Here is a 14,609-nt window from a genome sequence, read left to right as displayed (position 1 = left end):
ACCCCATAAAGCAAAATTGTACCCTAAAACCTTTTTATTATCGGAAACAACAACCCCTTATGTGGAATAAGAAGAGGAACTTTTCGTAGCAGGGTAAGTATCTCTCCTTGTTGAAGTAAAGAGCGGCATAATTGAATAAGAGAAATCAGATGGTGGAGTGTCAAGATGAAATCATTTTTTCATTGCCCGCAGCGGCATAAAAGATCTAAGCCGCAAGAACATAAGCATACTAAAAGTAATTTACTGAATCTCACTGAGCGACCATTGATGCCAGCCATTAAAATAGCAGCTATTCTGTCGGAGGTTAACTCATCCTTCAAATAGTGTTGCATGCATTTTAATTAAATAAAACGCCCGAATACAGTTTTTGAAAGATTCAAGGCCGCCCCTTCGCGGGACGGCCCTTTCGCCTTAGTTTCGAATTTGAATTACTAGTTTCCCCCTGGTATGTTTTGTCTCAATTTGACGATGCGCCTTGCGCAAGGCTGACTCATCCAAAGGAAATATCTCGTTTATGTGTACTTTTAACTTTTGCTCCTGTACCCACTGATCAATCAGCTCCAGTTCATCACGTTTCGGGTCGACAACTACAAACTTACCTTCGACACCGTATGCTTGAGCGATGTCCGCAATGGCTGGAGTTACAATTGAAACCACCCTGCCACCTTTCTTCAGTACCCTACAATTTTTCTCTTGTTCAAGTCCAACAACGAAATCAAGCACCATATCCACGTCTCTAACTTCTTCAGAGAAATCAGTATTGGCGTAATCAATTACCTCATCCGCGCCTAATTGACGAATAAACTCATGATTTCTCAAGCTTGCTGTTGCGATAACATAGGCGCCTGTTAACTTGGCCATTTGAATCGCTACATGCCCCACACCGCCTGCCCCTCCATGGATGAGTACCCGTTCGCCTACCTTCAACTCCCCAAAACGGAACAATGAATGCCAAGCTGTGAGCGCAACGGCAGGTAATGCCCCCGCTTCAATGAATGTATGATTAGGAGACAGCTTTGCGATTTGGTGCTCTTCAGCAACCGCGTATTCAGCGTAAACCCCTGAACTCCCCAAACCGAACACCCTATCTCCTATCTTAAAATGTTTCACACTGGCCCCCACTTCCCTAACTATGCCTGCAAGGTCCAGTCCTAGAACATGCGGAAATGTGTGTACCGGAAAAACCTCCTGTACTCGACCTGCCCGAATGTTACTATCGACAGGATTTACGGAACCGGTATGCAACTCAACAATAACCTGATTTTCGTTACATGTTGGTAATGACACTTCCTGTTCTACCAGTACGTCTGGATTTCCATACTCGTGGATTACTATTGCCCTCATGTAATGTACTCCTTTCGTTATTTATCATCTGTTGATTTATCAACATTCGTTCAGTACAATTAAAATTGTAGATTGTATCCCAGAGATCTACAATCGTTAATAATTCCGCGATTGTTCATTAATCAACACAGTTGCGATAAATGTCTATTATTGAAGGGGGAGCAATGGTATCCGTGGATCGCAGAATCTTAAAAACGCGAGAATCCATAAAAAAAGCCTTCTTTGAGCTCATGGTTCAAAAAGACTTTGAGAGTATTACAATTCAGCTCATATCGGAGAAGGCCAACATAAATCGGGGCACCTTTTATTTGCATTACTTGGATAAGTTTGATCTGCTAGACAAGTGCATCGAGGAACAATTTACTGAGTTACTGCGGGTCTGTACAGCACAAGGGCATGATCAGACGCATGTCCCTACCTTCGAGTCACTTCTCTCGACCACAGAGTATTTTGAAGAGCATTTCTTATTCTATTCTTGCATGTTGAACAGTAAAGGGATGCCTTCCTTTCGGGAGCGTATGCACCAATTAATGATGAAAGGCATTCGTGACCAGTTGAATATGGACGACATAAATAAAGGGCTAAATAAGGAAATCCTGGTTCAATTCATGGCATCAGCGATTGTAGGCATTGTGGAGTGGTGGATCTATAACAAAATGCCTGTCCCTGCAAGCGAACTGGCTCGAGAATTGTGGTTCCTGTTGGAAAGGAATCAAATCCACAAATAAGTGAATTTACGTCATTTGTGTAGCTTTAAAAGAAAGATTGATCAAAAACGTTGCTCATTAGATGAACGAAAATTTAACCATTTTCTCTGACCAATCTTCAAACCCTGGATTGAAGAAGGACGATTCCAATTTAATGACTATCGTCCTTCTTTCTTGTTGTACAGTAGGAGTCTACCACGCACTAAGTGGATGTGCTCCTTCCTCCACTAAACTGCCCTTTACTTCAATAATAGAAAGACGATATCCTTTATTCAGCTATTGCTCTTCGTTACTTCAACAAAGAGAGATACTAACCCTGCTACAAAAAGGTTCCTCTTCTTATTCCACATAAGCATCCTATACTTTAAGTGAAATTATTTACAATGTATAAGCTATGTTATGTTCTAATGTTGATATTTAACCAAAAGAAAACCGCCTTGCTTGAAAGGCGGTTTATTAAGCTATCGTCTCCCGTTAGCTCAATTTCAAACAGTATATGGGTTCGTCATGGAAACCTTTTTCAATATCACCTGCTCATTTTGTTCGGTCTACAGAATACAGAAGAAATTCCATATCTATATTCCTAAAATTCTTAGTATCTTTATCAATAATATTCATACCGTTTCGAACAGCAACTTTTTGAGCGGCTATATTTGTGTCCCTAATAATAGAATAAACCCTATTTGCATTAAGAACTGAAAAAGCGTATTCCTTGCAAGCAATTGCCGCTTCTGTTGCGTAACCTTTGTGCCAATACGCTTTTTGAAACAAAAATCCTATTTCTGAAATTTCTTTTTCTCTCCAGCCTTGCATTGTCAAGCCACATTGACCAATCATTTCGTTTGTTTCTTTTAATACAACAGCCCAAAGTCCATAACCATATTCTTCATATCTTTTAAGATGTCTGTTAAGCCAATTTTGTGCTTCTTCTAAGTTGAATGCACTTTCATAAGCAGCGCGCATTACTTCCTCATCACACAATATTCTGCACAATGCATCATAATCGGACTGCAGCATTTCTCTAATTATAAGACGTTTTGTTTCTATCAAAAAACTCCCACCTTTCTGCTTATTCCAGAAACGCACCCGTTAGCTTAACAATAATGTCCTGGCTGAATTGTTTTCTTAATTTTTCCGTCGAAGATAAAAGCTGGTTTTGCCCCAATAACTTTCATACCTTCTTCATTCAATAATAGTGCTGTTTCTTCTGGCAAAGAGATAACTGGATTTTTATATTCAAGTAGATAATTACTAATTAAAATGTCGTCTTCAACCTTATAATGGCACCAGATAGAATAATCTTCTACAAGTCCTAAACCATTTAGTTCTTTTAAATCCAAATCGTTAGAATCCATATGAGAACAAGTCCCTATATCTTTACCTAATATAATAGCTCCAGCACTACCACCATAGATGATGCCATCGTTTACCACATATTCTTTTAAAACATTGGTGAAGAGTGTTTTATTAAAATCTTCTAATAGACTGAATGTGTTACCTCCACCTATATACACTGCTGAAAATTGGTTTAAATCCTCAATCTGCTTGTTAATTAGGTCATATTCCGTCCACATAATAATATTATCTATTCCAAGTGGATTAAAAACACCTTTTATCCATTTAAAGCAAGACTCATAAGGAATAAACTTTGTATCCATTGCAATTGGTATGTACAAAAGAGGTTTATCAGTATTAATTAAATTTACAAATTCTTTATCAATTAAAAGGGTTTGTTCTGCATCCCCACCACCTGCAAGAATTAATCTACCCATAAGAATACCCCCTTTTAGAAAATTACCACTTAAACTCTTCTGCCCGTTTGTTGAAAAATAAAAAGCCTTGCCTTTTATTCAAGCAATGCACCCGTTAGTTGAATAGTGAATTAAAAAAATTCATATAAACCTTCATCGAAATATTTAAACTCTTCTATTGATACTTCGTATCGTTTATACCCCTCGTAAAAAGCATTTTTATACTCTTCATCTTTAACAAAACTTCTAATAGCAAGGCATTCATCATATCTAGGGTCCCCAATAGTCATGCCTGCCACATCAATAAATAAACAAGCTTCTCCATTTACCATTAATACATTGTCAGTTGTACAATCTCCATGAATTACAGCCTGTTCCACGGGTAAAGGTTTATTTGCCTTTAGTTTCTCTAAGAGTTGTATACTTCCTTCAGATTGTCCATGTTTCACATAAAATTCAGCTTTAATTAATTAATTTTCCAGCCATTCAACATTTTGATTTAACAATTCCATTTCGCTGATTGCATGTAATTGGTGAAGAAAATGACCAAAACTCCTAATTAATGATTTCTTTTCTGATGCACTTTTTGCTTGTTCTAAAGCAGAAGTCAAGGTAATTCCATCTTCAAAAGACATTAATAGATGACTACTAAGCTTTTCCTCCAAAAAGCCATAATACTTAGGTACTGGTATCTGTCTTTGGCTATTTAGTTTTTTTAGCACCTGAGCTTCAGTCTTTAACCATTCTGTGTACTTTTCTTCAGAGGAGCTTTTAAGTAAATAACAACCCTTCTTTGTAATAATTTTATGTACTTCCGATGTACATCCTTGTTCTGCCAACATAATAAGATTATCTATTTTTCCAATTATACTTTCGATGTACTGTACCATATTAGCATTCACTTTTATCACCACACCTTACCTGCCATATTCTTTTCCTTTTCTAAACTATTCTGTTCGATAGTAAAAAGCGACTGCTGCTTGTTTTGAAATCGCCTCCGTTTATTTAAGTGTATTGTCTCACAATCTCTTTTACACAAGGCTTTTCGAATTACCAACCCATACGTTGTTTAAGAGATTCGATTTGTGCTAAATGATGTCTAAAGTGCCAAGCATATCTTTGTGTTGCAACATCCAGATTCATAAAGCCGTGTGTAGGACTCATAAATGTTCTTTGAAATTCATAAGTAGATAATGAACAGAGTAATGTTACGAATCTACTGTGAATTGATTCAATAAGGTTTAAAGATATTTCAATAGGTGTATTTTGATAATCGCTCAATTCTGCCCATAAATCCTCTCGATAAGAACTTGCAATTGGATTATCTTCTGTTAGTGCCTTTTTGAACCGTATAAAGGCATTCATATTATTATCTGCCATATGGTGAACCACCTGTTGAACAGTCCAGCCACCAGGACGGTATTGCGTATAGATTTGTTCATTAGATAGATTTTTCACTGTAAGCCGAAGGAGTTTCGGTAATACCAAAATCTCCTGAATCCATTTGTTACGCTGTTCTGGAGTTGGATTCTGTACTGGTTCAAATTGACCTATAGGAAAACGAATATTGTCCAGCATAAATTTTCACCCTTTTTAAAATTATAAATAATTCAATAATTTCGAAAAGTATTGTACCTTTCCTTCTTCTTCCAGTAAACTGACCTTTACTTCAATAAGAAAAAAGGCAATCCTATTTTTTGAAGAAGCGCTTCCGTTAGTTAAGTAACATAGGCTTTAATATTTTATTGTAATTGCTAACGTTCCCCATTCTTTCTCTTGTTCAGGAGAGTAAATTTCATATGTTCCTTCTATCATTTCTTTCATGTTCCAACCTTCACAATCAAAATCTTTAAACGGAATATCCTCATACATCGCTTTAAATGTGTCGTATATTTTTAGGTTTGTTACTTGAACTTTTATTGTTTCATCTTGTTCAGGGATCTTTATAAATTCAATCGTATCTCCAACTCTTATTTTTCTTCTCTTCACATCATTTAAGCGTACTTCAACTGTTTTCTTACCTTCTTTTATAGAATTGAAATACTCACCATATAACCCCATTTGATGTATCATTCTGATTTCACCTCTATATCTATATCATCAATCTCTTTAATTGTGTTAACCTGCCCTTTACTTCAACAAAGAAGTACGAATTCCATGTTCAGCATTCGCTCCCATTAGTTAGAAAACCAAATCTATATTTGATGAACACTTAGCTTATTCCATGTAGCTTGCCAATTCTTCTTAAGAATTCGCTCATTATAGATAGGTGCAAGGTCTTTGTTTTCAAGGAAATATGGAGTTGGTTTTATTTCCAAATTGACAACATCACTAATTCCACAAGGAGCTATTAAAATAACCTTATTTCGTTCATCTAACTTTACTCCTAATGATGTTGCTGTTTCTGGAAACTTTGAAATTGCATCAACTGAAGAAGAGTAAGGTTCAACATTATTTCTAAGATGCATTCTGGCTTCATTCTTAACTGACCAAGGAATATTCGGTAAGCGAGATTTTAGTTTTTCTTCCAACTTTTTTTCTTCTAATACATCAAGTTTTGTTTTATCAAAATAGATTACATCAATATCTGGAATCGGTGTTCTTACACTAAATCCATGTAAAACATCCCAGATTTTTGTTCTAACAAAACCTGCACAAACCCACCAATCTGGTAAATTTAAAGATTGGGCAGCTTTTAAAATTCCCATCATCCACTCATCTTCTTCTATAAGAGTAACAATGTCATGCTCATTCAACACAAAAATTAAACTCCTTTTAAGATATGTAATATATAAATTATACTTTCTCTTTGAACGCATTCCTCTAAAAAGGGGGACATCAACGACAATATGAACTGCAATTACAACAGTTCCTACAGTAAAGCTACTCGTTACTTTAATAATTTTCAAGTTCATTTTCTAAATCCGAAAGAAGTACGTCAATATTTAACAAAACAGTATTATCATCATTTGGAAAAATGGAAGGCTTAATTCCATCATTACTCATTCCAGATAGCCAATCATACATAAACTCAGTTAAATCAATCACTTCTGGTTTATATCCTTCCCATTCATTCTTTGCACAACTTTCTGCAAATTCTTTTTTAGGAAAGAATGGTATAAGTTGATTACCTTCCTAGTCAAGAGCTGTTGCCCATCCACCATTATACAAGCCCCACACTTCTTCAAAATCAACAACCTTCTTTATGAAATACTCGTACCTAATATTCGGTGATTTATTGATTACTGCCTCAAATTCGCTCTTATTCATGATCAACAGTCCTTTTAAGGTGGTGTTTGAATTTATTTTAACACTACTTCTTGTTAATCAATCCTGCGCTTTACTTCAACGAGGAGAGATACTAACCCTGCTACAAAAGGTTCCTTTTCTTATTCAACATAAGCATTCGTTAGCTTAAGATTCAAAGATTCAAACATTAAATAGTCATAGTATTTTTCCGTCCAATTGTCAGCCCACTCTCTCCAATCAACATTTGGATGAATGTCCTCAAATGTTTTTCCATCTAGTGAGAATAGTACACCCCCAGTAAGTGTTTCTTCTAAAGCTGGTGAAGATGCTCCTCCAATAACTTTTTCGTCTGAAATCAAAACAGTTGCATAAGTTTTGCCTGTGGATTCATGAGATCCATCTTCAGATTTCCAATTATCTAACGGATGATTTTCTACAAGGAAAGTCTCCTCTACTATCTGACTCCCCATAAATTCCTCAAGTTCCGTTTCTTGTACTTGCCAAGTTTTTCGCACGGAGTGCTTTTGTAGGTGGTAAGCGTCGGTGACTGATACTTGTTCTTCTGTCAGTGCATATGAATACAGATTACCTTTATAATCCAACACACTGTATCCTTGTTCTTCTAGAAATTCCTTTGAAATGAGGGCTGTTTCTGATAATTCTGACCCACCAAATGTTTCTGTCCCTGTGCAGCCGGCAAGTAAGATAAGTGCGAAAAAAAATGGATAAACAACGCTATTTCTTACCATAAAACACCTCCTTACTATGTGATATAAAGATTGCTTATTTTAACGATTCTGCTCCGTTAGCGCAATATACAGTGGAACAATTATAAAAAGCCTTTAGGTTTGTTAAAGTACGGCAAACCAAGTTTTCTTAGTGAATTCCTTTTCTAAAATCATAGGATTCGTTAGGAACACTAATTATAATTCCATTAATTTCAACTGTGTTATCATCAATCCATAGAATATCGGCATTTTCAGCCTTATCCCAATAAATTTTCTTTGACCTTTTACTTGAATCATTAAAAACTAATTCTCCTAATACAGTAAAAGGTGTAGTGGCGTGTGTGTTATTAAGATAGGCATAAATAGTATAAGTTCCATTTGGAGAAGTTGATTCTGAGATTAACTCTTGTTTAAACCTCCCCCAGTCAAAAAATAACCAATAAAGTCCGTATACCAATATACCAACAATTATCAATAATGTTATGATTGTTTTCTTTTTTTTTTCATTGGTAGCCCCTTTTATCATTTGCTAAACTATTCTACTCTTTTAGTTTAACACCTTCTTCCAATAAGTGGGTATAAAAAAACGAGCCATCTCTTACAGCCCGTAATTTACTAACGCTCTCCGTTAGTGCAGTAACTAAAAGACGCTTGTTTCACTAGAGAGTTCTTTTAGTTGTTCAATGCCAATCTTTATAGCGTTTTCCTCAGTTTGAATTAATGATAATCCTTGTTTAATAGGACTCCAAAATTCATATCCGTATTCTTCTTGCCACATATACACTTCTGTCGTATATAGACCGTTTTTCCGTTTTAAAATTACTACCTTATATTGTTTACTCGGAGATAAAATTTTTTTTATTATTCGCTCCAACTTTGACACCAACTTTATTTTAAAATGGTAGGGAATTATACCACAACAAGAGCGACAGCTTGTTCAACTATTGCTCTCCCTTACTTAAATAAGGCTCTTTATTTAGAAAACCAAATCCTGGATATTTGTAAAGGGTTAATAACTGACTTCAATCTACCGTCGGGATGAAATATTTTTATAGTTTCCATTCTCTTAAAAGCGTATGATGCTTCATCTAAATTTTGCATTGTGTAATTGTTTCACTGTCGCTAAGTTTGAATGAAAGTGATTGACCAGTCAGTAAAATCTCAACTATTGTATTTTCTTTAGTTTCATCTTTTCTACTAAACAATAACTTGTACCTCCTCTTGTATTATTACGATATTTTTCACTAAAGCATTCGATAGTTGAAGAACATTCCTAATTATGATTGCCAGACACTTTGTATATTCTTTCAAATGTTTTTAGTACAAGAAAGCCTATGATAGAACCTAATGTGTTCAATATAATATCATCAACATCAAAAGCCCTAATTGGCAACAATAATTGTACTAACTCAATAAATGTAGAACTCAGTAAACCCACCACTCCAACTCTTAGTACACTGTTTATTTTACTGAATTTTAATGCAAGTACAAACCCCAACGGCACAAACAATATAATATTCCCAGCAATATTTCTTAAAGGAACCATAAAATAAAAGTGGTTCATTAAGTCTTTTATGCTTGAAAAAGGTACAACATTATTTGATGGACCATAACTTTGGGGAATACCAATTTCAATAGGGAAAATGGTCATACCAATTATCCAGAGTACACTCACCAAAAAAAGCAGGTTAATTATTTCTTGTTTTAAATCAAATTTTCCCTTCCTATAAATGATGTTAATACTATTGATAATAATCCAAAGAACTATTATTACGATTGCTGGCCAAAGAAAATATATCCTCAATTCACACAACCCTCTTCGATTTTTCTCTATATATAAACGACGAAAATATACAAATTGTTTTAGTCCTTATTGAACATTACTGCTCCTTTACTTCAACAAAAAAAAGCGAATAGCCTTCTTAAGCATTCGCTCCCGTTAGTTCAAGAACGATGAAAAAAACGGTGCTACTAATTAAAGTCAACACCATTTATCGAAATTTATTTGTTTAATTGGTGATGTTTTATTTATAGATAATTCCCCTCAGTTTATTTGCATCTTCCTTTTTAATTATATATCCGTGATTAGTGTCTGGTAGAATGACAAGCAATCCTTCATCTTCTGTTTCGACACCTAAGTTTAAATGATATCGTTCGGTAGTTTTATCTATATAGGTTACTGTCACATCGAACTCCGACTTATAATTTAAAATACCTTCCAATTGCACAACATTTTCTATTGCTTCAATAAAAATTTTTATACTACTTTCATCTTTAAACTCTTTAGTTTTAAATGATTTGTTATCACCGTTTTCCCACATTGGATCTACATTAAGGGACACACTTATCACTTCTTTATTGTTAATTAGTACACCTTCATTTGTTTTCTCATTACAACCTCCCACAAAAACTAAGAATATTAATATAAAAAGTAAATAATTCCTTCTCACTCAATAGTCCTCCCAAAAATATTGTCTGTTAAATTATCCTGCTCCTTTACTTCAACAAGAGAAAGGCGATAACCTTTATTCAGCTATTGCCTACGGTAATTGAATTTAATTTTATTTATTGGCTTTTTCTTTTGCTTTTTGAATTATATACTGAATAAACGGTTCTTTCGCTTTGGTATATGCAACTCTATCGTTGTGATATTTTTCGGCTAACTCCTTTTTCAATTGATGATAACGTATAAGTTCCTCACTGTTAGCCCTTAAAAAATCTCGAAATAAGATATTATTACTCCATTCATCGCTTTCATATTTATAGAAATGTAAATGATGTGTACCTGCTCTCCATTTTCCTTTTCTAAAAAACCGTCTATTAGAAAACTCTTTATGAAATACAAATTCATAGCCGATTTTTTCTAAAGGTTCAATAAACTCATCTACTTCTATAAGATGGTTAACTCCAACCATAATATCTAATATTGGTTTGGCTCCCAACCCTTCAACAGATGTACTTCCAATGTGTTCAATGGCAATTGCCTTTTCACTCATTATCCCTTTTAGAATATTTTTTTCCTCTTGAAATCGTCGCACCCAATCTGGTGTATAATCCTCAATAACGACATGTTTTTCCATAGCGTCTCCCTCTTTATTGATAAGAACTATTACATTTCTTTATTCAATTAACCTTATTCGCTAGTCGAACAAAGAAAGCGATGCTACAATTATTAAAGCATCGCATCCATTAGTTGAATTGAGTTAACTCTTTTAATCTCTTCATTACAGAATGTACCGTAAGTCTATGGAACGAAATCAATTCATTTTTATAAATTACTCCATAGATACCATAAGGCGTAGGTGAAAGTTCCAACAATTCTTCTCTATCCTTTAAATCAATAATTTGTGCTTTTATATCTAATTTGTTTGCTCCCTCTAAACATTATCAGTTGCTATATCTACAATTGGACACTGCAGCGCTCGTAGAATTGATAATTCGTTAAATCTTTTCAACCTCTCATCCCAATCCTTTGGAAAAATATAGATTTGGGAAATACCCAAATTTAGGTACAAGTAGTTCAAAAACAAAAGGAGCTTGTACAGTAACAATTCGTATCTTCGAGGTTTTCTTTGTTTTACTCTACAATTTTAATAGGTTCCAATCTATTTCTCGTCCGTTTTTTGATGTACTTATTCAAGAATTCTGCTTCTCTACTTCAACAACAAGAAAAGACGAATACCTTTATTAAGCAATCGCTACTCGTTAGCACAATAATCAAATACTATAAATAACCATATGTCTTTGTAATCTTACAAACCTGCAAAATACATATCAGCAAAATATTCTATTTCATTATCATCCCGTATAATTTTCACAATACTTTCTACGCAATTTGTGGACAGTATTCCGTTTTCATAAAAATGATAAGCATAATTGGTTGCTGTTTCTCTTATTGCTAATTTAGAATGTTGAAGCAGTTTAATTAAGCTCTGCTCAATAAATTGCTTTTGTTCAGTGGCATTTGACGAAAGATAATCTAATGCGTAGGCAATTTCTAATTCATTATCATCTGAAAATGTATCGTTGATTTCAGTTATTGTCCATTGACGTTGTATGTCGTCTGTAGGTTCATCTTCAAATTCTACGGATTCTTCATATAACCCATTTAGAAAGGAGTCAAAGTTTGGAGCCAATTCAATAATCTGTTCTGCATCAACATCAATTAAAATAACAGAAGGTTCGGTTTTCCTACTCCTATAATCAAGTGCAATCCATGAATGTCCTTCTCCTGAAATTAGCACAACATTTTTAGGTAAATCCCATTCTCCAATTAAATATTCACTTTCTAATATTCCTTTTTCTTTACCCGTTCCTATTCCAAATAGATGGTCAACATTAACATGGTCATCAGCCCAAGAAGTTGGTACATCTGAAGGGTGTGCATTATATTTCATATAACCACCGTTTTGTTGTTTCAAGATATTTATGTAGGTACTTGGTAATTTAATTTTCAATTTTTCTTCCGCTATTTCTACTAACTCATCTGTTAAAGGTTCTAATCTGCCGTAGTCATTATCTGTTTGCCAAATGCTTTTCACAATAAAGCCACCCCATAAATTTAATAAAATCTCTTCTACCATTTAAGAATACATCTTAAACAAACCTGTTCTTTACTTCAACAAGGAGAGATACTAACCCTGCTTAAACCTCTTCTTATTCCTCATAAGCCTCCTTTAGTTGAAGAACAACTATGGAATATTACTTTTCTAAAAAGGTAAGGTCATCTTTTGGCTAATGCTTTTCATTCATAGACTCTCATAAAAAGAAATGGCATTTTGATTAAACTCCCATACGTTTAAATCCAATGATGATGCACCTTTGGTCTTAGACCATTTAACACATTCATCGAATAATACTCTACCTATTCCTTTTCTTTGATTACTATTATTAACTCCAAAATCATTCATATAAGCATATTTTCTTGGTGTCATAGATTCAAAAGGAGGATCCTCTTTTATTTCCATTACAGCGAATGCAACTACTTCTCCATTTTCTCTTGCCACTAATATTTCATAATCGGGGTCTTCCAATAACTCTTGAAAATAGGATTCTGGCATTACATGGTCTATTTTTTTTAATACATGTGGTAATGCTTCAGCATGTTCATCTTGTCCTTCCTTAACAATGGAATTAACGGCATAAAAATCACTTGTGTTAGCAGTATCAATTATTAAATTCATTTTTATTTCCCCTTCACTCTTATTAAATATTATAAGATTCTATGGAAGTAATCTGCTTCGTTAGCACGACAAAGAAAGCAACGGCTTCTTGGACTATTGCTCCCTTTACTTTAAGTACATTACTTCACAATCATATACTTTCAAATTAAATTATTGGTCATTAATAACTAACATATTAGATTCATCAAATTCCCAATCTTCTCCATACGCAACTTCCCAATAGTAGCCATCAAGGTCGGTGAAATAGCCTCCATAGCCTCCCCAATCAGTCTTTTTTGGCTCCTTTTGGATTATTGCTCCCGCTAATTCTGCTTTCTTTAATACTTCATCAACTTCTTCTATTGATTTTGCATTGTAAGCTAATGTTATGCCTGGAAATCCACTTGAAATAACAGGTGGAGTTTCATTATTAATATCTTTAGCAAGTTCTTCTATTGATTTTGCATTGTAAGCTAATGTTATGCCTGGAAATCCACTTGAAATAACAGGTGGAGTTTCATTATTAATATCTTTAGCAAGTTCTTCTATAGGGTATAGTGCAATTCTTGTCCCTTCATTTCTAAAAAAAATTATGAAAGGGTTTGATTCTGTCCCTCTAATTGAGGTGTCAAACCCAAGTTCTTTAAAGAAATTATGAGACTTTACAATGTCCTTTGTACCGAGTGTTATTAGATTTAATCTGTTCATTTTCTGTCCCCCTAAATAAGCTAATTTATATAATTCTACAAGGTTAATTCATGTCCTTTTTTAGTGATTCCATATCGTAGTATCCTGCTACTTTACGTCAACAAGAAAAGGCGAATACCCTTCTTAAGCATTCGCCTCCTAATCCTTCACATTCTTACTATAAATATTTAATTGAAATTGGAATTAGCCTGTATTGGTCATTACAATTTGAACAATGCTTCTAATGTTATTGCCACACCATCGTTATCATTAGTATCTGTAACTTCTTTTGCTATGTATTTTAATTCTTCTATTGCATTCCCCATCGCTACAGGGTAACCACATAGTTGAAACATTCCTATGTCATTGAAGTCGTCTCCAAATACAACGCTATAATTATAGGTATATTTAGCTTCAATAAGGTTATAACGTTTTTTTTATTTCTTTCACTAAGCTGTTTTTTGGAACTTAACAGTGTACCATCAAGGTCAAGTACAACCGCCTCCACTGTAATCACTCCTTAGTATGTTTTGAGTAATTTTCACTATTCTTATTGAATAATTCTGCTCTTTACTTCAGTAAGAAAAGGCGAATACACCCTTTTTAAGCATTTGCACCCCGTTAGCTTAATAAAAAACCTTGAATTGAAACAAATAATGAAAATAAAAAAACAACAACAAATAACCAACCATACGCTTTTCGGTCTTTTCGAAATTCTTCTAATCCCATAACTAACATCATTAAACCCATGAAAAACGTCATAATATGGCTATATTTAAAATTTTGAGTAATTAGTCCATAAGCAGCAAATAAAATAACTATCACTGATAAAACATAACGTAGAATTTTTAGCAAATAATCACCCCCCCCTTACCTTATCTTATTGAACATTCCCTCCCTTTTCTTCAACAAGAATAGGCAATACCCTTGTTAAGCATTAGCCTCCGTTACTTTCCGTAATGCTTTACACTAATATAGATA

General features: G+C 34.2%; 22 protein-coding genes and 1 pseudogene. 1 reads left to right on the top strand and 22 read right to left on the bottom strand.

Annotation, left to right across the window (positions count from 1 at the left end):
- Nucleotides 1–411 precede the first annotated feature (411 nt).
- Nucleotides 412–1,344, bottom strand: a complete 933-nt coding sequence (locus BK585_RS04305) for an NADP-dependent oxidoreductase (protein ID WP_078552118.1) — start codon at nucleotides 1,342–1,344, stop codon at nucleotides 412–414.
- Between the two features lie 164 nt (nucleotides 1,345–1,508).
- Here BK585_RS04305 and BK585_RS04300 point away from each other — a divergent pair, with 164 nt between their 5' ends.
- Nucleotides 1,509–2,072 (top strand): TetR/AcrR family transcriptional regulator, encoded by a 564-nt coding sequence (locus BK585_RS04300; RefSeq protein ID WP_212567925.1) that lies wholly within the window; start codon nucleotides 1,509–1,511, stop codon nucleotides 2,070–2,072.
- A 513-nt stretch (nucleotides 2,073–2,585) separates the two neighbouring features.
- On the opposite strand, the gene BK585_RS04295 is transcribed toward BK585_RS04300, so the two are convergent.
- From BK585_RS04295 to BK585_RS04205, 21 genes and pseudogenes are all read right to left on the bottom strand, one after another.
- A complete protein-coding gene (locus BK585_RS04295; protein WP_078552116.1) occupies nucleotides 2,586–3,101 on the bottom strand; it encodes a GNAT family N-acetyltransferase in 516 nt (171 codons plus the stop codon).
- 44 nt (nucleotides 3,102–3,145) lie between these two features.
- A complete protein-coding gene (locus BK585_RS04290) occupies nucleotides 3,146–3,823 on the bottom strand; it encodes a Type 1 glutamine amidotransferase-like domain-containing protein (protein WP_078552115.1) in 678 nt (225 codons plus the stop codon).
- A gap of 110 nt (nucleotides 3,824–3,933) precedes the next feature.
- Nucleotides 3,934–4,251 carry a phosphotransferase gene (locus tag BK585_RS24735; RefSeq protein WP_342744280.1) on the bottom strand — a complete coding sequence of 106 codons (318 nt, stop codon included), beginning with the start codon at nucleotides 4,249–4,251 and terminating at the stop codon, nucleotides 3,934–3,936.
- Between the two features lie 21 nt (nucleotides 4,252–4,272).
- Nucleotides 4,273–4,704: a phosphotransferase gene (locus tag BK585_RS24730; RefSeq protein ID WP_342744279.1), complete on the bottom strand. Its 432-nt coding sequence runs from the start codon at nucleotides 4,702–4,704 to the stop codon at nucleotides 4,273–4,275.
- Nucleotides 4,705–4,852: 148 nt separating this feature from the next.
- On the bottom strand, nucleotides 4,853–5,380 hold the full coding sequence (locus tag BK585_RS04280) for a YfiT family bacillithiol transferase (RefSeq protein ID WP_212567924.1): 528 nt from the start codon (nucleotides 5,378–5,380) through the stop codon (nucleotides 4,853–4,855).
- Nucleotides 5,381–5,536: 156 nt separating this feature from the next.
- Nucleotides 5,537–5,875 carry an ASCH domain-containing protein gene (locus tag BK585_RS04275; RefSeq protein WP_078552113.1) on the bottom strand — a complete coding sequence of 113 codons (339 nt, stop codon included), beginning with the start codon at nucleotides 5,873–5,875 and terminating at the stop codon, nucleotides 5,537–5,539.
- A 122-nt stretch (nucleotides 5,876–5,997) separates the two neighbouring features.
- The gene (locus tag BK585_RS04270; RefSeq protein WP_078556604.1) at nucleotides 5,998–6,567 is read right to left on the bottom strand and encodes a nucleotidyltransferase family protein; all 570 of its coding nucleotides are present in this window, start codon (nucleotides 6,565–6,567) and stop codon (nucleotides 5,998–6,000) included.
- Nucleotides 6,568–6,697: 130 nt separating this feature from the next.
- A complete protein-coding gene (locus BK585_RS24365; protein WP_245805899.1) occupies nucleotides 6,698–6,922 on the bottom strand; it encodes a DUF2750 domain-containing protein in 225 nt (74 codons plus the stop codon).
- 15 nt (nucleotides 6,923–6,937) lie between these two features.
- On the bottom strand, nucleotides 6,938–7,072 hold the full coding sequence (locus BK585_RS24360; RefSeq protein ID WP_245805776.1) for a DUF2750 domain-containing protein: 135 nt from the start codon (nucleotides 7,070–7,072) through the stop codon (nucleotides 6,938–6,940).
- Between the two features lie 119 nt (nucleotides 7,073–7,191).
- Nucleotides 7,192–7,800, bottom strand: coding sequence for a hypothetical protein (locus tag BK585_RS04260; RefSeq protein ID WP_078552111.1), 609 nt, complete (start codon nucleotides 7,798–7,800; stop codon nucleotides 7,192–7,194).
- Between the two features lie 127 nt (nucleotides 7,801–7,927).
- On the bottom strand, nucleotides 7,928–8,305 hold the full coding sequence (locus BK585_RS04255) for a DUF5412 family protein (protein ID WP_078552109.1): 378 nt from the start codon (nucleotides 8,303–8,305) through the stop codon (nucleotides 7,928–7,930).
- Between the two features lie 114 nt (nucleotides 8,306–8,419).
- Nucleotides 8,420–8,653, bottom strand: a complete 234-nt coding sequence (locus tag BK585_RS04250; RefSeq protein ID WP_078552107.1) for a hypothetical protein — start codon at nucleotides 8,651–8,653, stop codon at nucleotides 8,420–8,422.
- A gap of 399 nt (nucleotides 8,654–9,052) precedes the next feature.
- Complete coding sequence (locus BK585_RS04245; protein WP_078552105.1) at nucleotides 9,053–9,583, bottom strand: VanZ family protein; 531 nt, start codon at nucleotides 9,581–9,583, stop codon at nucleotides 9,053–9,055.
- 220 nt (nucleotides 9,584–9,803) lie between these two features.
- Nucleotides 9,804–10,229, bottom strand: coding sequence for a YhfM domain-containing protein (locus tag BK585_RS04240; protein WP_078552103.1), 426 nt, complete (start codon nucleotides 10,227–10,229; stop codon nucleotides 9,804–9,806).
- Between the two features lie 111 nt (nucleotides 10,230–10,340).
- Nucleotides 10,341–10,859, bottom strand: a complete 519-nt coding sequence (locus BK585_RS04235; RefSeq protein ID WP_078552101.1) for a GrpB family protein — start codon at nucleotides 10,857–10,859, stop codon at nucleotides 10,341–10,343.
- A 1,020-nt stretch (nucleotides 10,860–11,879) separates the two neighbouring features.
- Nucleotides 11,880–12,362, bottom strand: a pseudogene (locus BK585_RS24355) (SMI1/KNR4 family protein); the annotation flags it as partial.
- A gap of 165 nt (nucleotides 12,363–12,527) precedes the next feature.
- A complete protein-coding gene (locus BK585_RS04220) occupies nucleotides 12,528–12,962 on the bottom strand; it encodes a GNAT family N-acetyltransferase (protein WP_078552099.1) in 435 nt (144 codons plus the stop codon).
- A 150-nt stretch (nucleotides 12,963–13,112) separates the two neighbouring features.
- Entirely contained in the window at nucleotides 13,113–13,649 is a 537-nt protein-coding gene (locus BK585_RS04215) for a VOC family protein (protein WP_078552097.1), read from the bottom strand.
- Nucleotides 13,650–13,849: 200 nt separating this feature from the next.
- Nucleotides 13,850–14,047, bottom strand: coding sequence for an HAD family hydrolase (locus BK585_RS04210; RefSeq protein ID WP_281248949.1), 198 nt, complete (start codon nucleotides 14,045–14,047; stop codon nucleotides 13,850–13,852).
- Nucleotides 13,987–14,136 (bottom strand): HAD hydrolase family protein, encoded by a 150-nt coding sequence (locus tag BK585_RS24805; RefSeq protein WP_170885468.1) that lies wholly within the window; start codon nucleotides 14,134–14,136, stop codon nucleotides 13,987–13,989. The genes BK585_RS04210 and BK585_RS24805 overlap by 61 nt, the downstream gene beginning before the upstream one ends.
- Nucleotides 14,137–14,249: 113 nt before the next feature.
- A complete protein-coding gene (locus tag BK585_RS04205; protein WP_078552095.1) occupies nucleotides 14,250–14,483 on the bottom strand; it encodes a YczI family protein in 234 nt (77 codons plus the stop codon).
- Nucleotides 14,484–14,609: the final 126 nt, after the last annotated feature.

This window comes from Bacillus alkalicellulosilyticus (genome assembly GCF_002019795.1).
Lineage (GTDB): Bacteria > Bacillota > Bacilli > Bacillales > Bacillaceae_F > Bacillus_AO > Bacillus_AO alkalicellulosilyticum.
Note: the sequence above shows the minus strand (reverse complement) of the source record. Positions and strands in the feature narration are given on the sequence as shown.